This is a genomic window from Spirosoma sp. KNUC1025 (assembly GCF_045160025.1).
Lineage (GTDB): Bacteria > Bacteroidota > Bacteroidia > Cytophagales > Spirosomataceae > Spirosoma.
Genome location: NZ_CP087139.1, coordinates 3,255,519 through 3,281,764, shown reverse-complemented (window position 1 = coordinate 3,281,764; position 26,246 = coordinate 3,255,519). Strand labels below are relative to the sequence as shown.

The following is a 26,246-nucleotide window of genomic DNA, read 5'->3' as shown; positions in this document are numbered from 1 at the left end:
AAAGCGATTATTTACAATTTCACTATCCGTTTGGTAGCGGCTCGGTTGCCGAGCTTAATTCGGAGTAAATACGTACCGGAGGGATATGTCATTAGCGGCAGGATGACCGTTTCTGTATGCATTAATTCTTGCAACAGTACCTGACCAGTTAGATTCATCAGAGTTAACCGGGCTGGGTTTTTGGGCATCAGGCCTCGTATGCGAACCGTTAACGTCGCGGTAGCAGGAACAGGAAATACGTCTGTCTGATCGGCGAGAGTTGGATCATCCATACCTAATAATGGATTTACAGTTACAATGACAAGGCTTCCGGCTAGTGTTCCCGCACCACAGGAATTGCTTACGCTGGTGAGACGATACGCCGTCGTTTTTACTGGCTTACAGGTAAGCGTGTATGGGCTAGCGTTAGCGGATAAAGTCAGTACGTTTCCAGCGCCGTATATGGTGCTGTCGCGGTACGAGAACGTCCAGGGCCCATCGCCTGTAAAAGCCACCGACAAGGTTGCGGATTCCCCTTCGAGGATAGTCTGGCTACCCGCTAACGTAGCTGTAGCCAATGGCCGAACCTTTACCACTAAGGTTGCTCTTGGTCCTTCACAACCGTCGATAGTCTGCGTTACCTGATACGTAATGACGGCTTCCTTATCGGTGCTGATGGTTGGTGTCGTTCGGATTACACGTCCGTCTGCATTATACCAGGTCAGTCCTATGCCCTCAGCTACAACAGCCTCGGGAGCGGCAAACTGGCAGATAGTTTTTTGGGTTACGCTTGGTGCTGCTGGTAATAATTTTATGTTCACAACCAGGGCTGCTCGTAGTCCTTCGCACCCTCTTCGCGTCTGGCTGACGTAATACACCCGCTGGCCAGCCTCAGTTGTACTTACAACGGGCGTAACAGCGGAACCCGTACCACCTGTCGATGACGTATACCAGAGCAGATTTTGGCCAACTGCCTGCAAAAGGGGAGCCGTCGCATTCTGGCAAGCTGTTATCGCCTGCACCGTGGGTGGGGAAGGCGTTGGTACGAGCGTAATCGGGTAGTCGTTGCTTCGTGCATACGGTTTACTACTGATAATTCTGACCCGGTACGTATTCTCGGATAAATTCGGTACGTCTCCCTGTATGGTCAATTCCCCAGTCCCCTCCACACGACTAAAAACGTATGAGTTATTAAACTGGTCAATCAACTGGATCATAAAGACATTACCGGGCTCAAACGCATCGGATGGCTTAAAGGTAATCGTTATTGGTTTGTCGCCACACACGGTTGTGCTGCTTACCTTGCTTACCCGAATCATGGGCGTACTGGCAGGAAATTGAATGGCTGCGATATAGGTTGCGTTAGTGCCGTTTCGGAAGTACGTATTCTGTACGTCATACAACGGCATCCACTTGTATACGACACTGGAATTATAAGTCGCTTTGATCAGAAAATTGCTGTAGCGTATGTGCCAGGGATAATTGATGGCGGTAGGCTGAAATGGATTGGACGGAAACGAATACGTACCGTTACTTTGTGTTTCTGAACTGACGACCGGACTGTCAGCAACGGCATAAGAAAACCAGTCGACAGGATACACGTCCAGCCGTGCGCCCTCTACCGGTAAGCCCTCATCATCTGTTGCCTTTATAGCAATGGTATTGGGAAACGGGCGTGTAATCCACTGGTCGCCCTCGATGGTACCGTCCCCGGTGGAGTTCAGTAAATGGATGGTGTGTTCGTCCCATACGATGTTACCGTAGGGAAAATTCATGATGGAATTAACCGGTTCGAACGTTTCGCCATTGACCGGATTTCTGGACCCTTCGACCCGTAATCCATAGATATCAATGGCGCCCCGGGCATGCCCAAATTCATGCGTTAATCCATCGGTAGCACCGGGGCCAAATGGTCCGCTCCCAAAATCAGTGCTCCACGGCCATTTATGATAGATAACCTGTTGACTGCCTAGCCACCCCCCACCCTGTCCATTAACCGAAAAGCCATCAATGACAACGCAGTAGCGGTAGTTGGGGTGTGGGCGTATGATTTCATCGGTTGCCGCACCATCGAACATATAGATCGAATCAACCTGGAAGTTATAGACCCCGTCGAAACGATCCGTACTGTTGAAATTTGCGTTGACCGTTGCCATTTGTTCTCTGACAATCAACTCAATGGACTTGCTGAGCATCGATTGGTAGAAATCGGCCGTACGCTTTTCAACAGCCACGACCACCCCGAACTTCCAGATGGGTTTAGCATAACCGACGGAGTTAAACGTAGCGATAACGAACGCTGTTAGGAATCCGAAATAGTGACGACAACTCATGGGTCAATAGCCTTTTGCAGATCAAGATCAATTTCCTGGTTGTTCAGTGAGGTTGCAGGTGCTTGTGTATTTTCCGTCCGGCATTACGTCTCCAGAGTAACCGATCGGCAGGATGCTGCCAAAGCCGATAGAACCCAAGGGCCAGAAAAAGCATGGCGGGAAAAGCAGCCCCTAAACCCAGTGGCAGAACAGCAACAGAGAATACCATTCCTGCCAGACAGCCTAGTTTGAACAGTTGGCCAGTCAGAGGCATCGAAATAGCAATCAGTAGCTGACCTGCTGCCACAGTCAGAACAAAAGGCGTGGTGATCGGCTCGAACGGACCCAGAATAAACCATCGATAACCCAGTACAGCATAATCGGCAAAATCAGTGTACACCCAGGGCGTTTCGACGGCGGTAGTGGCATTAAACCAGCTTGCCCAGCCAAACAGAAGCGCCAGACAAAACCGGGCAATCAGGGGACGTTTGTAGCAGGCAATCATCAGCAGGATAGCCGCCAGATTGCTGGCAGAATAGGTCATCCAGAAGATATAATTCGAAAAGAACGTGCTCATGATGCCAGGGGTTTACGGAGTTGTTCGGGCTGAAACTGCCACTGGTGCTTTATGCGTAAGAGTTCACGGAGGTGTTCGGCCTGATCGTCTACCAGCAGACAGCGACGACTTTGGTCAAGCACATGGCTGGAAGCCCTGAAATACGCCACATCGGCCGATGGCATGGCACCTTCGCCCATATACACAAGTAAATACCGGTTCGTTTTCATAGAAATTAGTCGTTTAAGGTTGACTCAGCCGACACTTATTATTTGTTCATCATGGTACTGCTGCCGCCCATCCGACCAGTTCAGGCATACCCGCCAGAACCCCTTGGCAAGCTCAGCTGTCGAAATGACATGGCGGCATTTGGCAGAAGGCGTCACTGGAATCTGAATGTCTTCACGAACGTTGCCTACGGGGCTAAAAATGACATCACCTTTCAGAAAAGACATGGGCAGCACAAAAGCCAGTAGTTGAGAAGCCGGTTCAAAAGTCATTGCTTTAGAGGATTAGTGAATGATGCGGCAACCAGCTTTTCAGAAACTGACCGCCCTAACAAAAGTGGTGGTTGTGAGGCTTATGGACGATGATAACAGTCAGCCATCAGGATGATTGAGTTTAGGCAATCCGCTGATAACAATCAGTAAACGGAGACGGCGTTACATGCATTTTTGGGCTGATTTCAGCGTAATCCATCCAACTTAAACCGCCATGCTACGTACCCTGACAATACTTTTTTTGCTATTTCCTTTCCTGGTTATTGCGCAAACGAACGACGACTGGAATCGACTGCGTCGGTACGCTTCGGATATCGGTGTAGATAGTCTCTGCCCGCAACCCGATGCGGCCTGCCTGAAGGCGTACTTTACGCAGATTGTCTACGGAAAGCCAAACCAACGCCTTGGCTATCAGGGCTTACCAGAGCGGCTTGATACCTTGCGGCTCAGTCGGCTCACGCGGCAGTTTCTGGCGGGTGCCGACTGGTGCCCACTGCTGGATTCGCTGGAATCGCACGACCGTAAATACCGGCAGTTGAAAGCGTATTGTATGCGCTGCCTGATCGACGATTATATGGCCGATTCGCTAACGATGGAGCAGATCCGATCAACGCTGAATTTTTACCGCTGGCTTAATCGGTTTCCGGACGATAAACGGGTGATCGTCAATATCCCCTCGGCTACGTTGCAGGTAATCGACCGGGAAGGAACAACCTTACTGAACAGCCGGGTTATCGTCGGGAAAGCCAGTACGCCAACGCCTTCCTTCAATGCCCAGATTACGAATATCGTTACCTACCCGTACTGGAACGTACCCCGTTCGATTGCGGTAAACGAACTGCTGCCAAAAATCTGGAAAAATCCGTCGGTGGTGCTGGCCGATATGAAACTGCAACTTATTGATGCCAAAGGACGTATTGTTTCGCCCGAATCAATTGACTGGTCGGTGCTTACGATAAAGACCTTTCCCTACCGGCTCCGCCAGTCAACCGGCTGCGATAACGCGCTGGGTCTCATAAAGTTCACGATCAATGACCCGTACGATATTTATGTACACGACACCAATCAACGAACGTTATTTGCCAGCGAGAAACGTACGCTTAGTCATGGATGCATTCGGGTAGAGAAACCCGTTGAACTGGCGAATCTGCTGTTGGGCAGTCCCCGTTTCAGTGCTTCCTTTCTGACCAGTTTCCAGAAACAGGCCAGCCCTAGAACGATAGTCATGCCAAAGGCGGTGCCGATTATTGTTGCCTATAACATTCTTGATGTTGATGAGACCGGGGCCGTTGTCGTTTATAAAGATCCGTATCGCTGGTGGAAATTACCGTTGTAATACGGATGCTACGTAGCATCCGTCGGCTACCCCCGCCCCCTGAAGGGGAGAACTCCGAAGTGGATTCTCTCCCCTTCAGGGGGCGGGGGTGAATTTGCTAGCTTCTAACTTCCGGCATATCCTGCCCTTCCGAACGGATATAATTATCATGTTCAGCGAGTTTATTCCGGCACCACATCGTTAGCGCCTGTATACCCGGCCGTTTCACAATGCGCTGCAGCGCAGCCAGCACCAGTTGATACCGACTCATATTGTTCAGTACCAGCATATCAAACGGTGTGGTAGTACGTCCTTCTTCCATATACCCCCGAACGTGAAACCGGCTCGGATTGGTCCGATGGTGAATCAGCTCGTGAATCAGCGCTGGATACCCATGAAACGCAAAGATTACGGGCCGATCGGTTGTAAAGAGATGCATGAATTCCGACTCCGGTAAACCGTGCGGGTGATCCTCCGGCGACATCAGACTTAACAAATCCACTACGTTTACTACCCGGACCCGAAGGTTGGGCAGATGCTCTTTCAAAATGGCCGCAGCGGCTACAACCTCGTTGGTGGGTACGTCGCCCGCAGCGGCCAGCACTACGTCGGGTTGCTGATTTCCGGCGCTGCCAGCCCACTCCCAGATCGACAAGCCCCGTCTGCAATGCTCCCGAGCCGCTTCGATCGATAACCATTGGGCCTGACAGGCTTTGGAAGCCACAATCAGGTTTATGTAGTCGCGGCTGCGCAGGCAGTGGTCCATTACCGAAAGCAGACAGTTGGCATCGGGCGGCAGATACACCCGCGCTACAGCACTTTTTTTCGCAACGACTGAATTAATAAAACTGGGCACCTGATGCGTATAGCCGTTGTGGTCCTGCCGCCAGACGTGCGACGTGAGCAGGTAGTTGAGCGAAGCCAGTGGTTTACGCCAGGGTGTTTCCTTACTTACTTTCAGCCATTTGGCGTACTGGTTCAGCATCGAATCGACGAGCGGTATAAAGGCTTCATAACAACCAAACAAACCGTGTCGGCCCGTTAGCAGATACCCTTCCAGCCATCCTTCGCAGGTATGTTCACTCAGAATTTCCATTACCCGGCCATCGGGCGCCAGATACTCGTCGGTTTCCACCATCGGTCCCATCCAGGCCCGGCTTGTGGCTTCAAACAGCGGAGTCATGCGGTTCGATGTCGTTTCATCAGGGCACACTACCCGGAAGTTCTGGGCCTTTTCGTTCAGCCAGAATACGTCCCGCAGATACATGGCTAATGTGTGCGTTCCCTCTACGGATACAGCGCTGGGCAACGATACCGTTACGGCATAGTCGGCACTGTTCGGGAGTTCAAGCGGAACCAGCAGGTCACCACCGTTGGCATGTGGGTTCATGCCTATTCGGTGCGGCTTAATCGGGCAAACCCCAGTTACAGCTTCAACAGGCAGGCCATCTTCATCGAACAGCTCTTCAGGCTGATAGCTGCGCAGCCAGTTTTCCAGAATCGTCAGTTGAGAAGGTTTTCCTGCCGGATCGGCAACGGGTAACTGGTGCGCATGCGACGTATTTTCAATCGGTCGATCATCAACCGTGAGGGGGCAGGTCCAGCCTTTGGGTGTTTGCAGAATCAGCATCGGCCATGCTGGCACACCGGTAAGCATTCCTGTCCGGGCAGTTTGCTGGATGGTCTGAATTTCTTCGTACGCCCAGTTCATGGCCTGCCACATAGCGGCATGAACCTGCATTGGATCACTGCCGCCGACGATACGTACCTGATAGCCCAAACCCGTAAACAGGTTAGTCAATTCGGCGTCGCTCATCCGTCCGTAAATCGTTGGGCCCGACAGCTTGTAGCCATTGACATGCAAAATCGGCAGCACCGCTCCCGATGTAGCCGGATTCAGGTATTTGTTGGAATGCCAGGCTGCCGCTAACGGCCCGGTTTCGGCTTCACCATCGCCCACCACACACGCAACCAACAGGTCGGGATTATCGAGGGCGGCACCAAAGGCATGAGACAGGCAATACCCCAGCTCACCCCCTTCCTGTATCTGACCGGGCGTACCGGGCACCAGATGGCTCGGCAACCCGTATGGCCATGAAAACTGACGGATTAGCTCACTCATTCCACTGGCTCCCAATGTATAGCGAGCATCGTATTCACCCAGCGTACCTTCCAGATACAGATTCGCCAGAATAGCCGGTGCCCCATGCCCCGGTCCAACCACCAGCAGTACGTTGGCATCGGTATCCTGAATAAGTCGATTGAGGTGCGCATACGCCAGATTCAGACCCGGTTGTGTTCCCCAATGGCCGAGCAGACGTGGCTTGATATCAGCTGCCGTTAGCGGACGTTCCAGCAAAAAATTGTCGCGCAGATACAGTTGGGCGGCACCAAGGTAGTTGGTTGCCTGCCAGTAGCGATTCACATCGGCGAGCCGTTGACGGGTGGGCTCAATAACAGGAAAGTCGATTAGGTGCTCCATAGGAATTGACATGTAGCGGCTGTGAAATCAGACATTGGTTTGTCCAGACAAATTTGCTGAATACCCCACTCGGCTACGCTGACAGGTCTTAGGCTCACCCATGACTTTCATCAGAAAATACCCATCCCCTGATAAAAGTCAGGCGCTGCACAAACACGTATCAATTAGCCCATACTCAAACGACTGCACCTTTATACCAAAACGTAAAGCCCGATTTATGGCCATAGCTGCAATATCGACTCCTCCCACCCTGACGGGTTTAACGACTGATGAGGTCAATGCGTCACGTGCTCATTATGGCACCAATGCGTTGCCCGATGAGGACAACAACTGGCGGCTTCTTAAAGACGTACTGACAGAACCCATGTTCGGCTTGCTGGCTGGAGCCTGCGCTATCTACGTGTTTCTGGGAGAATGGCACGAAGGGATTGTTCTGGGAATCGCTATGCTCCTCGTCGCGGGTCTGTCCGTATTTGAATCCGTTCGTAGCAATCAGGCGTTGCAGGCTCTCCGACACTTGACGCAGCCTACCGTTCAGGTAATGCGCAACGGTCAGCTTATCGATCTGCCTACGGAGCAGTTGGTTGTTGGCGATGTGGTGCTGCTGACTGAAGGACAAACCGTTCCGGCTGATGGGCTGCTCTTACACGCCAATGATTGTTCTGTGGATGAATCCATGCTGACAGGCGAATCGGCTCCCATACCGAAGCTTGATATAGGAATGCCATTTTTTGGCGGAACGACGCTAACCGCTGGCCGGGCTCAGATCAAGGCCGTTGGCAGCACCACCGAAATAGGCTGGCTTGGCCGGTCGATCCAAAGCATTACCCAGGAGAAAACACCCCTCCAGCAACAGATACACCAGTTTGTGAATCGAATGGCTTTTGTCGGACTGGGCGCGTTTATGCTGGTGTGGGCGATCAACTACGCTCGCTCCGGCGACTGGATCAGCTCGTTGCTGGCGGGCCTGACAATGGCTATGACCATTCTGCCTGAAGAAATTCCCGTTGCTTTTAGCAGCTTCATGGCCCTGGGAGCCGCGCGCATGGCTCGTTTTGGCGTACTGACGAAGCAGCCACAAACGGTCGAAAGTTTAGGATCGGCTTCAGTTATATGCGTCGATAAAACGGGCACCATTACGCAGGAAGGCATGACCTTAGCACAACTCTACGTTGGTTCCGAACACCGTCTTGAATCACTGACCGACGCGTTAACGCCATCTGCTCAGGATGTACTTTCCTACGCTCGCTGGGCGAGTGAACCTGAGCCGTTCGATTCGATGGAAAAAGCGATTCTCACCGCTTATCAGGCTTATGCTTCACCAGACGCCCCGTTGCAGCGCCCGCTGGTGCACGAATATCCGCTTTCTGGAACACCACCCATGATGACCCACGTATACGATCCGCAAACTGGCTCCATACAGGTTGCGGGTAAAGGAGCCGTCGAACGGATTGTCCGGATTTGCCAGTTACCAACCAACGAAGCCGATGCCATTTTGCAGCAGGCCAGCCAGTTATCGGTCAAAGGCTACCGCGTGCTGGCGGTTGCCGGGAGCCACTGGTCTGGCAGTGCGTATCCAGCCAGTCAGGATGATTTCGACTGGTCATTTAAAGGACTTATCGCTTTCGAGAATCCGCCGAAAGCCAATGCCGGATGGGTGATTGAGCAGTTTAAGCAAGCGGGTATTACGGTCAAAATGATTACGGGCGATTACCCCGAAACGGCCATTTCTATAGCCCGGCAGGTGGGTTTGGCCCATGAAAGCCAATGGCTGACTGGAACGCAGGTAATGGCCTTATCCGACGATGACCTGCGCCAAGCCGTTACGGAAGTGAATGTGTTTGCGCGTATGCTGCTTCAGGCAAAACTCCGGATTGTTCAGGCGCTTAAAGAAAACGGGCAGGTGGTAGCCATGACCGGCGATGGCGTCAATGACGGCCCCGCACTCAAAGCCGCGCACATTGGTGTAGCCATGGGGCAGCGGGGAACCGAATTAGCCAAACAGGCAGCATCGCTTATTCTGACAGAAGACGATCTGGGCAGTATGGTGGAAGCAATTGCGCTCGGACGGCGAATTTATCAAAACCTGAAAAATGCGGTCTCGTACATTGTGTCCATCCATATTCCGATTATCCTGACCGTCACCCTTCCGCTACTGGCGGGCTGGCAATACGCCAATCTGTTCAGTCCGATTCATATCATTTTGCTTGAACTGATTATGGGCCCGACCTGCTCCATTGCCTTCGAACAGGAACCCGCCGAAAATGGGCTAATGCAGCAACCGCCAAGGCCGCTCAACACAACATTTTTCAGCTCAGCCGAACTAAGAATGAGTCTTGTTCAGGGTTTGCTTATTTCGTTGGCTACGCTGGGCGTTTATTATCAGGCCATGTAGGCAGGAAGTTCGGCAGAAATCGTACGAACCATGACCTTTACGAGCTTAATCATGAGCAATATCTGGTTAACGCTTGTTAGCCGTTCCAATCAGGATACGTTTTTGAAAGCTCTTCAAAAGCCAAACCCGGTTCTGTGGAGCGTCATTGGCGTTACGCTCTCCATTCTATGCATAACCCTGCTGGTTCCAGATATTCGATTCCTGATGCAGTTTGCACCGTTACGCATTACCCAATTCTTTGAGTGTATCCTGATCAGTTTTGCAGGGACAGGCTGGGTAGTAGCCTACCGCTGGTGGAAGCGGCCAGGCAATTGATCAATCATTCAGCAGATTTTTGGGCAACAGGGCCAGCAGATTTGTTTCCGGCAATCCTTCCTGCCGCCATAACTCAATACCCTGTAACAGCAACACAAAAGCGGGCAGTTGTTTCAGATCAAAGCTCTGCACGATCATAGGATGGGCAGTTTCCTCAATTTTTATTACCCGAATTTTCCCAGAAAGCTGCGGCTGCAACTGCGCAACCATTTCCTGAACAACTGGCTTGACATCGGCTGGCAAAAACGTTAGTAATACAGGTAATGCCGAATCAGACATCATCAGCTTCGTGTGACTTGTATTCATAAAGTAGAGTACCCTATTCTTTTTCAGGGGAGAGATCATAGACCGACGCAAAGATGTATAGCAATTATTTTTCAGGACATGACCGTCGTCATGTTTTCAAATAATATTTTATTATAACATTTTACATTTACGGTAACATAATGTACCTTCGCAAGCAATTGCGGTGAGTTTTTGTCCGAGCAGCTTAAATTTTTATTGCTATAGTACAAAATCATCTCCGTTTAGAATTATAAATTATTATTTGCTCTGACGAGGTTTTACTCGCGTTATTTGTTTGTAAAATACCACCTCATAACCATTAACCGCTGCAGAGCCCAATCCATGTTTAGGGAAGCCTATGCCAACGTTCTGATGAACATCCTGTTTGAACAGGACAACGACTTTCTGGCTGTGTATGATTTCCAGCAAAAGCGTTACCTACGTATCAACCAGGTCGGCGTTCATATGCTGGGGTACCCCTCTGAGCAGTTGCTGATGGATTTGCCTCAGCTCACATTCAGAAACCGGCCTTTAGTTGCTGAAGAACAGAATAGCGTTATCGAGCAAATACTTCAAACGGGTTACTACGAAGAAGAAACGGAGTTAGTCCGGTATAATGGGGAGACGTTCTGGGGACGTATAACGATCAAGTTATTTTCGGACGACCAACTGGGTCTGGTTCGTATAACAAACATAGACCGGCTCCACCGCACCGAACGGGAGCTAGACCATAGTGTCAGGCGCTATGAAGCTATTTTCACGAGTGCGACCATAGGCATTATCGTGTCTGATGAAGAAGGAAAAATTGTATCGACCAATCACCTGGTCAATCAACTGTTTGGCTATGATACGGGTGAGCTGACGGGGCAGGCTATCGAGCGATTGGTACCCAACAGCATTAGCAAGTATCACCAGAAACTACGTCAGTCTTTCAATGCCAGCCCGCAGGCCAGACCCATGGGCCACAACCGTGATCTGTATGCCCAGCGCAAGGATAATAGCCTGTTTCCGGTCGAAATCAGCTTAAGCTATTTTCACCTCGACAATACCCTGTACGCTGTTGCCTACATCGTTGATATTACGTTCAAAAAGGAAGCCGAACGGCAGTTGCTGGAGCAAAAAACGCAGGTTGAACGACTCAATACGGAGCTGGAACAGAAAGTTGCCGACCGGACGCAGGCGTTGATGGATACGCTGGAGCAACTGGAGCGATCGAAAGACGAACTGGCTCAATCGTTGAAAACCGAACGGGAGTTAGGCGAATTGAAATCACGCTTTGTATCGATGGCCTCCCATGAGTTTCGGACTCCTCTGACGACCGTTCTGAGCTCAACGACACTGATTGAAAAATACCCTGATACTGACCAGCAGGATAAACGGCTCAAGCACCTTCAGCGTATCCGGTCGTCGGTTAAGCACCTCAATGATATTCTGGAGGAGTTCCTGTCGGTAGGCCGTTTAGAAGAAGGCAAAGTCAGAGCCCATCCGGCCTGGGTCGATCTGCCAGTTTTAGTGGAGGAGGTTGTCAACGACATGAACAGTCTGCTGAAAGCCGGGCAGGAAATTCAGGCCGACATCAAGTGCGGTCATTCGATCTGGCTCGATCCTTCCTTGCTCCGGAAAGTCGTCGTCAACCTGCTGTCGAATGCCATAAAATATTCCAATGAAGGGTCGCTGATCCGGATTGAAGCCCGGTGCGTCGATCATCACCTTACCTTTTCGATGATCGATCAGGGTATCGGTATCGATGCCGACGACCAGCAACACCTGTTTGAACAGTTTTATCGGGCGCGAAACGCTACGTATGTGCAGGGAACTGGGCTGGGTCTGCACATTGTGGCCAAGTATATTGAATTAATGCAGGGGACAATCTCCCTGAAAAGTGAATTAAATAAAGGAACGACCGTTACGTTCATATTGCCGAATGAAGACCATCCTCTTGATTGAAGATAATAATGCAATTCTCGAAACGACAGCTGAGATACTGGAGCTTGCTCACTATAAGGTGCTGACAGCAGCTACCGGAGCTATTGGCATTACGTTAGCGCTGGCAACCCGGCCTGATCTGGTAATTTGCGACATTACTATGCCCGGTATGGATGGCTATGGGGTGCTTCAGGCATTCAACAGTAGCCCTCAGTTAGCCGGTGTACCGTTCATTTTTCTGTCGGCCCGAACTGAACGTACCGATCTGCGCAAGGGAATAGAATTAGGCGCCGATGACTACCTGATCAAACCATTTGGCGAAAGCGAACTGCTCATGGCCATCGAAAAACAACTGAGTCGGCTATCAAATTAATACGGTACGATTACTGGCCAGAAATGAGTGTGTACCTTCCTGCTTCAAGTCTTTCTCTGCGGCCTGTCCACAATCATCTTACTGTCTGATTAATAGCATTCTCTATGGCTTACCAACCCGCTACATTTAACCCAGCGGCTACGGAAACAGCCCGCTTACCTGAGCTATGCTGAGCAAATTATCTTCTGACGTAATTGAGAGTATGCTGGTCAATCAGTATTTCGGTCGTATTGGCTGTGCTGATGAGAGCCGGGTTTTGATTGAGCCAGTCATGTATTATTACGATGGCCACTCGATTTACGGGCTTACCCGCCAGGGCACCAAAACCGAACTATTGCAAAAGAATCCGAACGTAGCGTTTGAAATCGACGAAATGCTCAACCAGGACACCTGGCGCAGCGTAGTGATTGAAGGAATTTTTGAAGAATTACAGGAGGATGATCGCGATTCAGCTTTGCAGCTACTTCAACAGCGAAAAATTCCGGTCTTCGCGGATGAACGACTTGGCTATATTGGTGTTGATGCGCCTGTTGGCCACAAAGTTGTCTACCCCGTTATTTATCGAATTCGTATTACCAGCAAAACAGGCCGCTGCTATCAACGGCATCCCGATCAGGGCTAACCGCACTTTAGGCGGATATGAATAGTACGTTACGTTAGGTATTGGCGGTGACGAATTCCATCGGACTACTAACTGGTTTCTGTATGTGTCAACCGGCGTGTAAAGCCTAAAGAATACCCGCAGGTTCCTGAAGCCGAGTAGGATACGGCCTGACCCTACGTACCCGTCAGATCTACCAGACTCCTCGCAACGACCGGGGCTTGTTGCATCATGGAGTATAGTCGGTCATTAGGCACAAACTGAGACTGGTTTTGGCCGGGCAAAATCCAGAGCAGCTTTATCTGTGCTGCATACCAGTCCTGCCTTATTTCTAGTTTGATGTCATAGCGTTTGCCAGCCTCCATGTGGATTGAAGCACTCTTCGTCATCGACCAGGGATGTACAGTCCAGTCATCAACCAGCAGGGTATTGTTTAGCCAGACCCGAACCCCGTCATTATACACGACTTTTATTTGATACGTACCTGTTGTTGGGGCTTCGATCTGGCCCATCCAGCGAGCGGTCCAATTCCGGTTATCAGCCGGCATACCCGGCCCAACCTGACTCACCCAGGTCAAATCCATAGGACTGTCGACACGGGTAATGACCGGCGAGCCGCTCAGCTCCTGATTCGGGAAATACGTTCCCGTCAGGCCATTTCCACTCCCTTTACTCAGGCCATTCTGAAACACCTGAAATTTCTCCGAATAGGCCGACGAATTGCCCGCCACCGATGAAACCACCCGAACCCGATACGTACCATTTGCATTAGAGGGTAGATACACTAGCAGCGGGTTAGCCGTACCGGAGCCAAGCGTAGCCACAAAATTACCCGATTCATTCATCAGCTCCACACTGTATACGGCAGTTGCAGCGGGTCCAGATGTCATGTAGCTCACGTAGAGGTGTCCGCCCGCATACTGCCGGGCCGGAGCGGGCAGTGCCGCTGTAATCGTAGCTGGCAGGTCATTCAGCCGATACGCCTGGGCTGTATTGAAGAAAGCATCGGGTAAGGACTGGCTCCACAAATCCGCTAACAATCCCATCTGATTGGGAGAAAAGTGCGTCCGATCCGGATTGCGGAAGGCATCGCCATAACTATCCGTATTAGGCCCGGCATAGCAATTGGGTACGGTACTCACCAGTCGTCGTTGCGCGGATCGGATGTTTTCGTCCCCTCCGCCATCGATCCAGGAGGTTTGCGAGATGATCCAGGGCACCGAAAAGTTAAGCTCCGACCGGGTTTTATTGATGAGCGCTGAGATGTTGTTGTAATACGCATCACCCGATTTCCCTTTATCACTCTCGCCCTGAAACCACAAAATTCCCCGAAGCCCTGTTCGCCGAACGTAGTGATTCAGCGTAGCGCCCAAAGCCCGATACGGCTGAAGGGCTTCCTGTCCGCTCCAGAGCTGAGCATCCGGTACGTTCAGATTGCCCTGGGCGGTTCTGGCCCATTGCTCGGAACTGGTTCCTCCTATCGCAGCACCCAGTATCAACACCGGGCAATTCAACCGCTGGACGAGCTTATCGCCCAAGGCCCCGTAAAATTGCTTGTTGTTTGTTGGCCCGACCGTAGCCGCCCCGTCCAGATGGTGAAACTGAAGAGCCAGCTGATATTCCCGGATAGCCCCGTCAACAGCGGCCACGCAGGACACCCGGTCGTCGGTCGCATCAGGTCCACCGGGAAAGCCCTGTGCATTGGATTGACCAGAAGCGATGATCACCTCGCCTACACCCACGCGATCAATAATCCAGTAGCCCGTTTGGGAAGTGTTGGCCAGAGCACGTATTTCAAGTTGATACCAACCTGCTGTCAGCGAAATCTTGCCAGCAAAGCTTCCATTCGATGCACTACCAACGGTTGTCCAGTCGACAGATTGCCCTCCCTTAAGGGGAGTGGCTTTAGCCTGAATCGATGTAGCATTGGCTGAACATGTGCCCTCGATGGGCACGTTTGCGCGGTTATCGCTACCGCGCTGAAACACAATGCGCGATACGGGTAATGTAACCTGCGAGAAGCTCCAATCAGGTAATATGCATAGTAAAAACAGGGTTAGAAGTCGACGAATAATTTCCATGATGGCTGTTTAGCGTGAGTAATGAACTAATGTACTCCACCTTAAAACGCCATCTACCAGCAAAGGGTTGTATCGAAAAAAAATTCTAACATTGACGCATAAACGATTTTTTTAAACGCGTACCTTTTAGTAGGTAGCAAGGCAACAGTTTATGAATTCGGTATAGGTTACGTATTGCCGTCGATATCTGTCCATTACGTATCCTTCCACAGAAATACACGCAAAAAATCATTCCCCACATCCGGCCTGGATGTGGGGAAACTCTACACCTGAATCAGAATATTAGTCTGTTTATTGGGCCAGATACCCCCCATCGACCGGGTAATACGAGCCTGTCACGAACGATGCTTTTTCTGAAGAAAGCCAGATAACCAGTTCGGCCACCTCCTCCGATTTACCCAGCCGCCCGATAGGGTGAAGCCCAACCAGCATCGCTCTGGCTTCCTGAGGCAGAACTCCTAATAAAGGCGTATCGATATAAGCCGGACCCACGGCGTTGATCCGAATACCGTTGGCGGCATATTCTATGGCCGCGGTTTGGGTCAGTCCCACCACGCCGTGTTTGGCCGCTACGTAACCGGGGGCCTGCGCCGTACCCACCTTACCCAGAATGGAAGACATATTGACGATGGAACCGGGGCTATTCTGCTTCAGCATGGCTTCCAGTTCGTACTTCATACAATAGAAAACGCTGTTGAGATTAACATTAATGATCGTTTGCCAGCCAGCTACTGAATAATCGGCCGTCAGGTTCATTTCACCCCCAATTCCGGCATTGTTGAAGGCGATATCCAGTTGCCCGAATGTCGTGACGGTTTCCTGAATAAGTTGCTGGCACTGCATTGGATCACCAACGTCAGCCTTGAAAAATTGAGCGATACCACCCTGGCTACTGATCTCCTCAACAACGGTTTGTCCTGCCGTTTCATTGACATCCGAGAGCATGACCTTAGCTCCGTGCCGGGCATACAGTAAAGCGGTTGCTTTGCCAATTCCCGAAGCAGCTCCAGTTACCAGGGCGGTTTTTCCCTGTAAGTCCTTATCCATGATTGAAACCATAAAATGTAAATGTTTTAGCGGCAGTATAGGCCTTTTTTACTATTGCAAATCAACGGTAATTGATCAGGTTTGTTCATGACCCAGACTACCAAGTATGCTGATTAGAATCAATCGGTTACCTAAGAATAGTCATAAAGCAGTGTTCAAAATCCGGTTTTAAAATAGCCGACAATTTGCCTCTAAAAACGCTTGCTGAACTCAATAATAGGCTACCGGAATCCAGCAAATGAACATATATTCCACTTAGAAGGGTGAACTGATGGACTAATCACACCCGGCTAAATTCGTTGCTTAACTGATGAAAGGCATGTATTCTCCTGAGGAATATCATAGACCGACGCCTACAAATAAGCCAATTTTGTTGACATAGAACGTATCTACCCTTCGTCATGAACATCGCCTTTTATAGTGCACACTCTTTCGAACAACCCTGGTTTGACACCTATTCCAGTCATTCCATTACGTATATCCCGAAAGCACTGACTATAAAAACGGCGATACTGGCCAAAGGACACCACGCTGTTTGCGCCTTCAGCAACGACGATTTGAGCCGGCCTGTGCTTCAGGTTTTAAAAAAATGGGCATATCCGTTATAGGTATGCGCTGCATGGGACTCGATAATGTCGATCTGAAAGCAGTGGCTGACCTGGGTATTACGCTTCTGCAGGTACCAGGCCATTCGCCCTACTCGGTGGCCGAACAGGCCGTGACATTGCTGCTCGGTTTGGTTCGGCACCTGCCTGAAGCAAATCACCGTGTCCGAACGGGTAATTTTGCGATTGACGGACTGATGGGCAATGATCTTCACGGAAAAACAGTGGGCGTTATTGGTGCCGGGCGTATTGGTAAAGTATTTGCCCGAATCATGCTCGGTTTTGGCTGTAAGGTACTGGCCTACGACCTGCGCCCTGATCCACGCCTGATTGAAGCCGGAGTTCAGTATTGCCTGTTATCCGACATACTAACCCAGTCGGATATCATCTCGCTTCACTGCCCGTTAACACCGCTTACGGACACCATTATTGATGTCTATTCGTTGTCGGCCCTGAAACCGAACGCCATTTTGATCAACACCGCCCGTGGACGGCTGGTCGATACGAAAGCCGTACTGAACGCCCTCGATGCCGATCAGCTGGGTGGTTATGCCGCCGATGTTTATGAGCAGGAATGGCCCTATTTCCATTACAATTACTCGACAAAACCCATTGCAGACGACTTGCTGAATCGGTTACGGAGCCACCCCAAAGTCCTGTTGACGGCTCATCAGGGATTCCTGACCGAAGAAGCGTTACGGCAGATGGCACGTAATCTGCTTAATCAATTTACTTTCTACGCCAATCAACAGATGATGATGGTCACCAAGGCATCGATGTGCTAGGTTGGTCTGACACGCTGCGCCAAGCCTGTCCAGCTGATTATCATCGCAAGCAATTTCTGGTATTCCCGGCCGACGTACTCCGTTCATCACCTGTTCAATACGTTATGCTATGTTCCGTATCCTGTTTGCTTTCCTGCTGCTGGCTCATGGCCTCATTCATGTATTGGGTTTTGTAAACCAATGGCATCTGGCTGCGGTCAGGCAAATGACCAACAAAACGTTGATTCCCGTTGCGGTCGTTACGTCAAAATGGCTGGGCCTGTGCTGGTTACTCATCAGCCTCGGCTTTCTGGTGGCTCTGGTGGGCTACTGGTTCCGTCACGACTGGTGGCAGACCGTAGCGCTGGTCAGCGTGATTCTGTCGCAGGCGCTTATTATTCTGTACTGGACCGACGCCCGTACGGGCACAGTGGGTAACGTACTCATTCTGCTCGCCCTGGGACTCAGCTATGCCCATACTCAATTTGAGCAACGGGCCGATTCAGAAGCTCAGCAGCTTATGAGCCAGGAAGCTTCTGATAAAACGATCGTTACCCAATCGATGCTGGTTGGGCTCCCCACACCCGTTCAGCAATGGCTGACTACCAGTGGCGTTGTTGGGAAAGAGCGCGTTCATACGGTACGCCTTCGGCAACACGGCCTTATGCGGACCAGTCCTGATGGTCAGTGGCTCCCCACCGAAGCCGAACAATATATCGGTGTGGATGAACCCGGCTTTATCTGGAAGGCGGATGTCCGTATGCTGTCGTTCCTGCCCCTGGCTGGCCGGGACAAGTACGCCAATGGGAAAGGAAATATGCTGATAAAGGCGCTATCCGTTTTGCCCATCGTCAATGCGTCGGATGCCAAAACCGATCAGGGAACGTTGCTACGGTATCTGGGCGAAATGTGCTGGTACCCATCGGCAGCTCTTAGCCCGTTCATCACCTGGCAGAGCATCGATGCTTACCACGCTCAGGCAACAATGACCTACAAAGGCGTATCGGCTTCGGCCATCTTCATGTTCGATGAGCAGCATCGGCTGGCCGGTGTTTCCGCCAAACGCTACAAAGGCAGTGGTGCGGAAAGCCAACTGGCCGACTGGTACATACCCGTTCGCGACTGGAAGCTAATGGATGGGGTCACGATTCCTGTTAAGGGGGATGTTATCTGGAAATTACCTGCCGGCGACTTCAATTACTACCAGTGGGAGATAACCGACATCGATTACAACAAGCCGGTGCTGTACTGACACGTAGCACGCTGGCAGAATCCGTCTCGTAAACTACCTATCAGCTCATGAAATCATTAACTCAACTTCTTCCGGTTCTTTGTTTTGGTCTGCCTGCGCTGGTTTTCTGGTCATGCGCGGATCACGAACCTCAACCCACTCCTGACCAACTCCTAACCGGCTGTACGGTAGGATGGTCAACGACAAGTCAAACTGCTCAGGGCTCATTTATTGGCGGACTCGCACCCAGATGCTATCGGCTGGTTTTCGGTCAGGATGGTAAATTGACGGTGGATCGGTCACGGTGCACGGGTGTAGATACCGCCCCCCTGTCGCTTGGCAATTGGGCCGTCAGTTCCATTACTATTACGCTTCCCAGCCGAACTTGGAATATTTATGGCATTCCAGGTCCCCATCGGCTGGATGAGTTGACCAGCACGACATTACGTTTCAGCTACCGGGGCGACCCCGACAGAATTGAAGAAACCTGGTCCTGCCGCTAACGCCTTTGGTATGGCGGGGGTATGGTCGCCGAAGCCCATTCAGATGGCAGCTAACGAGTATGATTAATAGATAAAGGATGAAATGCAAAAACGCGGGTTGTTAGCCCGCGTTTTTTGTTGACTGCCCATGAAGCTTATTTTACATTTTTCCAGCTGCCTGCATCGTGCAGATCAGAAACGCCCTGACTAGTCAGAAATTCTTTGGCCCGGGCACATTACGTATACCTGACGCGCAACAGAGAATGATGGGTTTCTGGTAACGTTTAAGGGTATCAATTTCGGTCCCCAGCCGATCCAGCGGAATATTGATAGCCCCATCCGCATGGACTGCGGTAAATTCGCCCGGTGAGCGAACATCAACAATGACTGCTCCGCGCGATAAGGCGTCGCTGATAGCAGCGGTACTGGTTCCGCCAAAAAGCGATTTCAGTAGATTCATCATTCGATAAATTTTATGAGTTTATGGAGCAAATCTCTTAAACCATTCCGGCCCAATCCGTGACAATTATCACGTAGCGTTATCTAGCGGCCAATACGCATCACCAATACCGGTGTGTTTGCATGATTCAGCACGTCTTCGGCTACGCTACCCGCAAACATATGCCGCAACCCTTTATACCCGTGCGTGAACAAAACAATCAGATCGGCATTGACCTCCTCGGCATAGTTTATAATGCCATCAGACACATCCCTGGCCTGTCGTACCGTACATTCAAAATCCGTAATACCTTTGGCGCTGGCAAATTCGCTCACCCAGTCCCGTACGCCCTCAGGGACCCGGCTATCAGTTGGGGTTGTTACGTACAGAAACTGGTGTAAACCCCGCTTGCCCAGTTGAAAAGGATAATGCTGAACCGCTTTCAGGCGCTCGTCGATATCGATGGCACAGACGATGTTTTCAGGTCGAAAATGCGCAATCGGGTGCTTCACAATCAGTACCGGACAGTGAGCATACCGAACAATGGTTTCGGCATTTGACCCGATTAACCACTCTTCCAGACCAGAGGCCCCTTTTGAGGTCATGACGATCAGGTCGGCAGGGCGATCCGTTACGTTGTGTACGAGTCCTTCGCCATTTGCCAGCAAGGTCGGAAGGATGGTCACCCCCTTGTATTTTTCGTTGGCAATTAATCGATCCAGCGCGGCCTTTGCCTCCTGTTCAATTTCCTGACATTCTTCCACTGTTCGGTTTACAGTAATCGGTGCGGCCTCTGCATAGGCCGGCATCGGTAAAGGATAGACAACAGAATGCACAAGCCGAATGGTAGACTGACTGGTTCGGGCCAGGTCAACAGCCACTGACAGAGCAATATCGGTATCGGCACTCAGATCGGTTGGAACAAGTATCGTATTCATGCGTCGGTCGGTTTTGATTTCGTAACAAAGTAACCCGGCGAAGCCTGCCCATATCCTGACAACCGCTGTGTAACGCGCTGATTTATATCACACTTTCAGCTGACCAGGCTTCGGGTTTCATAGTCAGGTCAGATGTAGTTTTACTACGTTCAATCACTTCCCAGTTTGTAACCCCCTCAAAAAAACCGCTTTCACGAAACTCGCCTTCACTCATGGAAACACTGGATAATCTGATCACTCTGGCCTACGTAGGGATCAACGCCTTTTCCGTTGTACAACTGATCGGCAGTTATCGCTGGCCAGCTATCGCCCGGGTGATTTTCTTCCTGATTTTCATCCTTGCCGCCATCATCAACACGCGCAACGGATTCGAAACGCCCTGGGTCTATCAGAGTTATGCCGACTACGCCGTACCGCTCTACCGTCGGTTTATCCTTGGGGCTTTTGAACCCCTCACTACGCCCCTGGTAATCAGTATAGCCGCAGCGCAGGCGTGTATTGCAGTGTCGATGTTTATGAAAGGAGCCTGGTTTCGCGCGGGTTGTCTGGCCGGAATTATCTTCTGTATAGCCATAGCTCCGCTGGAACTTGGCTCCGCTTTCCCGGCTACGCTGCTGCTGGCCATGGCTTTTTATCAGCTTTTTCGGCTCGAAAGTCGGCATACGCATCCGACGGCAAGACGGGTGCACCATCGCGGCCGTGTTTCGCTGCCTGTCCATTAACCTTACCGACTACCAATCTGGTGCATGAGATGTCAGAATACGTAGCAACGGTTCGCCTGATTACTCTCAACCGCTCGTCTGACCATAGACAGTGACCTACCTTTGGACACGCTCTATGTTTGTTTCGGATTTGCCAAACAACCTTATCCTACACTATGATACCAACTGAGCCAGCCACCGTCGAAGCACATCCCCGGCACACCATTCGCCCGCTGCTGACGGATACGCTGACCCAGGCTCTCGACGGCCCGAAAGGCCGAAGGTCGGAGTTGCGGTTTATTCTTCAGGTGGGGTGGCAGTTTCTGAAAGGACTCCGAACCCTTCATTTTGTGGGTCCATGCATTACGGTCTTCGGCTCGGCCCGTTTTCGGGAAGGGCATCCGTATTATGAACTCGCTCGTCAGGTAGGTCGGGCCATTCACGAACTGGGATTTACGGTTATGACCGGCGGTGGACCAGGTGTAATGGAAGCCGCCAACCGGGGTGCATACGAAGCCGGTGGCCGATCTGTCGGGTGTAATATCCGGCTGCCCTTTGAGCAGCAGCCTAACCCCTACCTGCACACGCGGGTAACCATTGATTTCTTCTTTGTGCGAAAAGTATTGCTCTTGAAATACTCGTACGCGTTTGTTGTGCTGCCCGGTGGCTGGGGCACCATGGACGAACTCTTTGAAACCCTGACCCTGGTGCAAACGGGCGTCATACAGCGGTTTCCGGTGGTCTTGATGGGGCGCGATTATTACCAGCCATTGCTGGCTTACATGCAGGATATGATCCGGGCAGGAACCATCAGCGAAAAAGACCTGCAATACGTTTGCCTGACCGACGACGTAGCGGAAGCCCAGCAGCATATTCAGACGTTCGTACAACAGTATTATAAAATTATCCGTCGACGCAAGCCGCTGTGGTGGTTGCTTGAGCGCGTGTGATACGCCACCCTTACTCGTCGACAAGGCCATTGTTAAGCTTACCCATCAAATTTCAACATACCATGAAGATTCTCTTATTAACCGATTTCTCAGCCGCATCAAAACATGCCATTGCCTATGCGCAGGCATTGTTTGCCGATACAGCCGCCGATTTCTGTTTTCTTTACGCCTGCCCCATTGAACCCGAGATGGAATATGCGGGGGCTACGCTATTGGCCGAACGCTGGCAGGCGGCAGAACCGAAGCTCGTTCAGCTTCGGGCTGAGATGACGCAACAACCCGAACCGGGCTACCATACATACCGTACCCTCCTCAAAATGGGCGCTCCAACCGAAATCGTTAACCAGTTGCAGGACGAGGACCCGTTTGATCTGATCGTACTGGGAGCCAGTGGCTCAGGCTGGAGTGAATGGATGGGCAGCGTTGCTACAGATATGGTCCGTGAGGCAAAAACAAACGTACTGGTTGTGCCTGCCGCAGCGCCGATTCGGCCCCTTGAGCAGCTGGTGCTGGCTACCGACTACCGCTCGATCAACAATACAAAGTCGTTGACATTACTCGATGACCTGGCCAGCCGAAAAGCCGCTCAGTTAATACTGCTGACAATTGAAAATCCCCAAAGGCCCGGTACCCATACTCCGGTCCCCGCCCGTGAGTTTGTGCTGGCTGCACTGGACAACGTACAGACGACCACGTACACGATCCATGACGATAATGTGCTCCACGGGATCAATACGTACCTAAAAACGCATACGGTCGATTTGCTGGTTATGGTGCCGCACCACAAAAGTCTGTTTGATGTGCTCAGCCGCAACAGCATCAGTCGTTCCATAGCATTTCACCCATCCGTACCGCTGTTAACCCTTTACGATGAAGCGATTCCTCCGGTTACCACCAACGAGTCATCGGCAATCGACGAAATTCCGTTTGCCACGTATCTATAAATCAACCCGACCATGAGAACCGATAAATACCATCAGCTTAATGAAGTTCACCTGCTGCAACGTATCTGGCGTAGTGAACTGGAACTGGCCCTTCAGCAAGTAACATTTTGGGAAGAGTTACTGGGCAGTCTGGACGAAAACCTTGACGCCAACAAAACGACGTTTGACGATACCTGGCAGATGGAACTGGGGCAGCTTCACCATTTTCGCCGACTCATCAAGCGGTTGCAGGAAGATTTGCAAAGTCTGGATGAACAGGTCGCTCTCGGCGTACGTACCGACCATGTGCTGGACAAGGAAACCCGCCTGAATCAACAGTACCTCCGCGAAGAAATGGATAGTTTCCACGCTGACTTCCGGACCTTCAAAAACGGAGTCCGACGGTATATAGCGGCCGAACCCGCTTTCTAAAAATGTTCATTCCGGCTGACTCTCACAAGCCAGCCGGAATGAATGCTTACGGCCTATTTTATTTTTACCATCATGGTAATAATGGTTGCCACCAGCGTAGTGCTCCCTCGGGCATCGTGACTAAAGCGCCACTCCAATGCCTTTGTGGAAGGCTGCCCCAATACACCAGGCGTGAACTACCGAATGGCCCTTTGGGCATTGAATCGGCCAAATGGCCTGATCGACACAAACGAGTTACGCCTGGCGAGTAATTCCAGACTTGCCGTATGCGCAATCATCCTCCAGTTATCGACGTAGCAGTCAATCAGGATTCGGGCTGAATAAGTGCAGGGTCGGTTTTAGGTCTGACTTTCTTCGGCGCAGAATCAGGCAGAATGGGCAATGTGAGTACTGGAATCGGGGCATGATTGGCAACATCTTCGGCTAAGCTTCCCTGTATCAGATGACGCAGCCCCTGGTATCCGTGAGTACCGAGCACAATCAGATCCGCTTTTTTATCCTGCGCGAAATGCAATAAGGCTGTTTCCGGATCGTATTCGTCCAGTTGATTCAGAATGCATCCCCCAGGCAATGCCGTGCTGCAAAAGCATCCATTCGGGGCTTTATTTTGTGAGTTGGTATAAAATGGCTGAGTGTGTTGACAAACAATAGATGAACCGTCGGGTAGTCGAACTCATCGAGTAAGGTTTGCAGCAGGTCGATGGCCGAATCATATTGATCCTGAAAGTCGGAAGCGAATACAATCGTTTTGACCGACAGATAAGCCGGTGGATTTTTCAGTACCAAAACGGGCACTTTGGCACGACGTATCAGATGTTCGGCATTCGAACCCGTCAGCGTTTCTTTCCAGCCAACAGCCCCTGTTGAAGCGACCACCAGCAGATCGGCGTCGGCCAATCGGGCATCGTCCAGGAAATCGGCCGGATCAGCCCCTTTTACCAGATGCGTGTGTGCCTTCAGATTTTGTAGGCAGGGTGCGGTAAGCAGCTCATCAAACAGCAGGTCCACCTCACCCAATGCCTGACGGTATTGCGCATCAGCATCATGAAGCAGGGAAACGTATTCGCCTGACGCAGGAGGCAGCACATGCACCAGATGCAACGTACCCGCCAGTTGACGGGTTAATTGAGCCGCAACAGGCAGCGCCTTTGCGGCCTCCTCGGAAAAATCCGTTGGAAATACGATTTTTTTCATAAGGCTACAACGATTAGATAAACCCCCTGAAATCGAGTCAGTACGAATGAACGGTTCAGCCGGAAAAGCTCTCCATCCGTAAAGCTCGACAATACCTCTCCCGGCCAACATGACGGCGACCGGACGTACTGATGATTCTACTCATTTTCAGGCCCTTATTGCCTGTAAGCCTGCTCACGGCAATGCAACTGATGAAGGTTTTTGTGGCGCCTGATACGTATCATGTATCGGCCATATGGCTACGTCTACTTTTGTCATACTCATTTTTTGCCACGCTCAGCTGGTTCGTTTTATTTAACCGAATATGCCATGATCCCAACAACAATGAAAGCTGCCGTTGCCAGGTCCTACGGTCAGCCGCTCCAGATTGAAGATGTGCCTGTTCCGAACGTTACGCCGGGTCGGATACTGGTCAAGGTAGCCGCCTGTGGGGTTTGCCATACTGATTTGCATGCCATCAATGGAGACTGGCCGGTGAAAGCTACGTTACCCCTGATTCCGGGCCACGAGGGCGTAGGAACCGTTGTAGCGGTGGGTGAAGGTGTAACGCAGGTCAACGTTGGCGACCGTGTGGGTGTGCCCTGGCTGTATACTGCCTGCGGCCACTGTGAACACTGCTTTTCGGGCTGGGAAACCTTGTGCGAGCATCAGCAGAATACAGGTTATTCGGTACAGGGAAGTTATGCCGAATACGTACTGGCTGACCCGAACTACGTGGGGCACATACCCGATTCCCTTTCGTTTGAAGAAGCGGCTCCCATTCTTTGCGCCGGTGTTACCGTGTACAAAGGCTTGAAGGAAACCGAAGTAAAACCCGGTCAGTGGGTGGTCATATCCGGCATTGGCGGCCTGGGACACCTTGCCGTTCAATACGCCAAAGCGATGGGAATGAACGTAGCGGCCGTTGATATTCAGGATGACAAATTAAAGCTGGCCAAAGCCGTTGGGGCTGATTTAGTGATCAATGCCAGCCGGGAAGATCCGGTTGCCGTAATTCAACAGCAGATCAAAGGGGCGCACGGCGTTCTGGTCACAGCCGTTTCACGGGCTGCTTTTACGCAGGCCGTTGATATGTTACGTCGTCATGGAACGCTGTCGCTGGTTGGGTTACCCCCCGGTGATTTTAACCTCAACATCTTCGACATTGTGCTGACCCGAAAAACCGTACGGGGCTCGATTGTAGGAACCCGGCAGGACCTGGTTGAGAGTCTGGCCTTTGCGGCTCAGGGAAAAGTAGAGGTACATTACCACTGCGACCGGCTGGAAAATATCAATCAGGTACTAACCGATATGGCCGCCGGAAACATCGATGGTCGGGTGGTGCTACGTATCTCTGACGATGAAGGACCGCACCAAACCCGTACGCATATAAATTATTCAACATCCTTTGTTGTCAGTTAACTGTCAGTTTCTGGCTTTC

At 51.2% G+C, this 26,246-nt stretch carries 25 protein-coding genes and 2 pseudogenes; 15 read left to right on the top strand and 12 right to left on the bottom strand.

Annotated elements, in window-relative coordinates:
• Positions 1 to 11: 11 nt before the first annotated feature.
• Genes LN737_RS14235 through LN737_RS14220 form a run of 4 tightly spaced genes read right to left on the bottom strand, consistent with a single transcriptional unit; the run spans position 12 to position 3,347 of the window.
• Positions 12 to 2,312 (bottom strand): T9SS type A sorting domain-containing protein, encoded by a 2,301-nt coding sequence (locus LN737_RS14235; RefSeq protein ID WP_405519873.1) that lies wholly within the window; start codon positions 2,310 to 2,312, stop codon positions 12 to 14.
• Positions 2,313 to 2,355: 43 nt separating this feature from the next.
• Positions 2,356 to 2,868, bottom strand: coding sequence for a hypothetical protein (locus LN737_RS14230; protein ID WP_405519872.1), 513 nt, complete (start codon positions 2,866 to 2,868; stop codon positions 2,356 to 2,358).
• Positions 2,865 to 3,077 carry a hypothetical protein gene (locus LN737_RS14225; protein WP_405519870.1) on the bottom strand — a complete coding sequence of 71 codons (213 nt, stop codon included), beginning with the start codon at positions 3,075 to 3,077 and terminating at the stop codon, positions 2,865 to 2,867. The genes LN737_RS14230 and LN737_RS14225 overlap by 4 nt, the downstream gene beginning before the upstream one ends.
• A gap of 24 nt (positions 3,078 to 3,101) precedes the next feature.
• Positions 3,102 to 3,347 (bottom strand): hypothetical protein, encoded by a 246-nt coding sequence (locus LN737_RS14220; RefSeq protein ID WP_405519868.1) that lies wholly within the window; start codon positions 3,345 to 3,347, stop codon positions 3,102 to 3,104.
• A gap of 214 nt (positions 3,348 to 3,561) precedes the next feature.
• Here LN737_RS14220 and LN737_RS14215 point away from each other — a divergent pair, with 214 nt between their 5' ends.
• On the top strand, positions 3,562 to 4,683 hold the full coding sequence (locus tag LN737_RS14215; protein WP_405519866.1) for a L,D-transpeptidase family protein: 1,122 nt from the start codon (positions 3,562 to 3,564) through the stop codon (positions 4,681 to 4,683).
• 97 nt (positions 4,684 to 4,780) lie between these two features.
• Here the strand turns inward: LN737_RS14215 and LN737_RS14210 are convergent, their stop codons facing one another.
• Positions 4,781 to 7,144: a phosphoketolase gene (locus LN737_RS14210; protein ID WP_405519865.1), complete on the bottom strand. Its 2,364-nt coding sequence runs from the start codon at positions 7,142 to 7,144 to the stop codon at positions 4,781 to 4,783.
• A gap of 100 nt (positions 7,145 to 7,244) precedes the next feature.
• Between LN737_RS14210 and LN737_RS14205 the strand changes: the two are divergent.
• A pseudogene (locus tag LN737_RS14205) lies at positions 7,245 to 9,854 on the top strand (cation-translocating P-type ATPase).
• Here the strand turns inward: LN737_RS14205 and LN737_RS14200 are convergent.
• Positions 9,855 to 10,160: a thioredoxin gene (locus LN737_RS14200; RefSeq protein ID WP_405519863.1), complete on the bottom strand. Its 306-nt coding sequence runs from the start codon at positions 10,158 to 10,160 to the stop codon at positions 9,855 to 9,857.
• A gap of 351 nt (positions 10,161 to 10,511) precedes the next feature.
• Between LN737_RS14200 and LN737_RS14195 the strand changes: the two genes are divergently transcribed.
• The 3 genes and pseudogenes from LN737_RS14195 to LN737_RS14185 all read left to right on the top strand — a co-directional run bounded on the left by LN737_RS14195 (position 10,512) and on the right by LN737_RS14185 (position 13,060).
• A complete protein-coding gene (locus tag LN737_RS14195) occupies positions 10,512 to 12,086 on the top strand; it encodes an ATP-binding protein (protein ID WP_405519862.1) in 1,575 nt (524 codons plus the stop codon).
• Positions 12,064 to 12,432, top strand: a pseudogene (locus LN737_RS14190) (response regulator transcription factor); the annotation flags it as partial. The gene LN737_RS14195 and the pseudogene LN737_RS14190, both read left to right, overlap by 23 nt.
• Positions 12,433 to 12,604: 172 nt before the next feature.
• Positions 12,605 to 13,060 (top strand): pyridoxamine 5'-phosphate oxidase family protein, encoded by a 456-nt coding sequence (locus tag LN737_RS14185; protein WP_405519860.1) that lies wholly within the window; start codon positions 12,605 to 12,607, stop codon positions 13,058 to 13,060.
• A 155-nt stretch (positions 13,061 to 13,215) separates the two neighbouring features.
• Here the strand turns inward: LN737_RS14185 and LN737_RS14180 are convergent, their stop codons facing one another.
• Both LN737_RS14180 and LN737_RS14175 read right to left on the bottom strand, forming a co-directional pair.
• On the bottom strand, positions 13,216 to 15,120 hold the full coding sequence (locus LN737_RS14180; RefSeq protein WP_405519858.1) for a PA14 domain-containing protein: 1,905 nt from the start codon (positions 15,118 to 15,120) through the stop codon (positions 13,216 to 13,218).
• Positions 15,121 to 15,411: 291 nt separating this feature from the next.
• A complete protein-coding gene (locus LN737_RS14175; RefSeq protein ID WP_405519856.1) occupies positions 15,412 to 16,167 on the bottom strand; it encodes an SDR family NAD(P)-dependent oxidoreductase in 756 nt (251 codons plus the stop codon).
• 401 nt (positions 16,168 to 16,568) lie between these two features.
• On the opposite strand from LN737_RS14175, the gene LN737_RS14170 reads away from it, so the two are divergent.
• The 4 genes from LN737_RS14170 to LN737_RS14155 all read left to right on the top strand — a co-directional run bounded on the left by LN737_RS14170 (position 16,569) and on the right by LN737_RS14155 (position 19,270).
• Complete coding sequence (locus LN737_RS14170) at positions 16,569 to 16,775, top strand: hypothetical protein (RefSeq protein ID WP_405519855.1); 207 nt, start codon at positions 16,569 to 16,571, stop codon at positions 16,773 to 16,775.
• Positions 16,776 to 16,777: 2 nt separating this feature from the next.
• Complete coding sequence (locus LN737_RS14165; protein ID WP_405519853.1) at positions 16,778 to 17,557, top strand: NAD(P)-dependent oxidoreductase; 780 nt, start codon at positions 16,778 to 16,780, stop codon at positions 17,555 to 17,557.
• Between the two features lie 109 nt (positions 17,558 to 17,666).
• Positions 17,667 to 18,788, top strand: a complete 1,122-nt coding sequence (locus tag LN737_RS14160) for a DUF6544 family protein (protein WP_405519851.1) — start codon at positions 17,667 to 17,669, stop codon at positions 18,786 to 18,788.
• Between the two features lie 47 nt (positions 18,789 to 18,835).
• Positions 18,836 to 19,270 (top strand): hypothetical protein, encoded by a 435-nt coding sequence (locus LN737_RS14155; RefSeq protein WP_405519849.1) that lies wholly within the window; start codon positions 18,836 to 18,838, stop codon positions 19,268 to 19,270.
• A gap of 190 nt (positions 19,271 to 19,460) precedes the next feature.
• On the opposite strand, the gene LN737_RS14150 is transcribed toward LN737_RS14155, so the two are convergent.
• The gene (locus tag LN737_RS14150) at positions 19,461 to 19,712 is read right to left on the bottom strand and encodes a rhodanese-like domain-containing protein (RefSeq protein WP_405519848.1); all 252 of its coding nucleotides are present in this window, start codon (positions 19,710 to 19,712) and stop codon (positions 19,461 to 19,463) included.
• 80 nt (positions 19,713 to 19,792) lie between these two features.
• Complete coding sequence (locus LN737_RS14145; RefSeq protein ID WP_405519846.1) at positions 19,793 to 20,626, bottom strand: universal stress protein; 834 nt, start codon at positions 20,624 to 20,626, stop codon at positions 19,793 to 19,795.
• Positions 20,627 to 20,838: 212 nt separating this feature from the next.
• Between LN737_RS14145 and LN737_RS14140 the strand changes: the two genes are divergently transcribed.
• The 5 genes from LN737_RS14140 to LN737_RS14120 all read left to right on the top strand — a co-directional run bounded on the left by LN737_RS14140 (position 20,839) and on the right by LN737_RS14120 (position 23,929).
• Positions 20,839 to 21,348 carry a hypothetical protein gene (locus LN737_RS14140; protein ID WP_405519845.1) on the top strand — a complete coding sequence of 170 codons (510 nt, stop codon included), beginning with the start codon at positions 20,839 to 20,841 and terminating at the stop codon, positions 21,346 to 21,348.
• Positions 21,349 to 21,503: 155 nt separating this feature from the next.
• Positions 21,504 to 22,277 carry a TIGR00730 family Rossman fold protein gene (locus tag LN737_RS14135; protein WP_405519843.1) on the top strand — a complete coding sequence of 258 codons (774 nt, stop codon included), beginning with the start codon at positions 21,504 to 21,506 and terminating at the stop codon, positions 22,275 to 22,277.
• 62 nt (positions 22,278 to 22,339) lie between these two features.
• Positions 22,340 to 23,221, top strand: coding sequence for a universal stress protein (locus LN737_RS14130; protein WP_405519841.1), 882 nt, complete (start codon positions 22,340 to 22,342; stop codon positions 23,219 to 23,221).
• A 12-nt stretch (positions 23,222 to 23,233) separates the two neighbouring features.
• On the top strand, positions 23,234 to 23,632 hold the full coding sequence (locus LN737_RS14125; RefSeq protein WP_405519840.1) for a hypothetical protein: 399 nt from the start codon (positions 23,234 to 23,236) through the stop codon (positions 23,630 to 23,632).
• A 144-nt stretch (positions 23,633 to 23,776) separates the two neighbouring features.
• Entirely contained in the window at positions 23,777 to 23,929 is a 153-nt protein-coding gene (locus LN737_RS14120) for a hypothetical protein (protein ID WP_405519838.1), read from the top strand.
• Positions 23,930 to 23,936: 7 nt separating this feature from the next.
• On the opposite strand, the gene LN737_RS14115 is transcribed toward LN737_RS14120, so the two are convergent.
• Together LN737_RS14115 and LN737_RS14110 are read right to left on the bottom strand one after the other, a co-directional pair.
• Positions 23,937 to 24,203, bottom strand: coding sequence for a universal stress protein (locus LN737_RS14115; RefSeq protein ID WP_405519836.1), 267 nt, complete (start codon positions 24,201 to 24,203; stop codon positions 23,937 to 23,939).
• Entirely contained in the window at positions 24,182 to 24,826 is a 645-nt protein-coding gene (locus LN737_RS14110; RefSeq protein WP_405519835.1) for a universal stress protein, read from the bottom strand. The genes LN737_RS14115 and LN737_RS14110 overlap by 22 nt, the downstream gene beginning before the upstream one ends.
• Before the next feature lie 309 nt (positions 24,827 to 25,135).
• On the opposite strand from LN737_RS14110, the gene adhP reads away from it, so the two are divergent.
• Complete coding sequence (adhP, locus tag LN737_RS14105) at positions 25,136 to 26,227, top strand: alcohol dehydrogenase AdhP (RefSeq protein ID WP_405519833.1); 1,092 nt, start codon at positions 25,136 to 25,138, stop codon at positions 26,225 to 26,227.
• Positions 26,228 to 26,246: the final 19 nt, after the last annotated feature.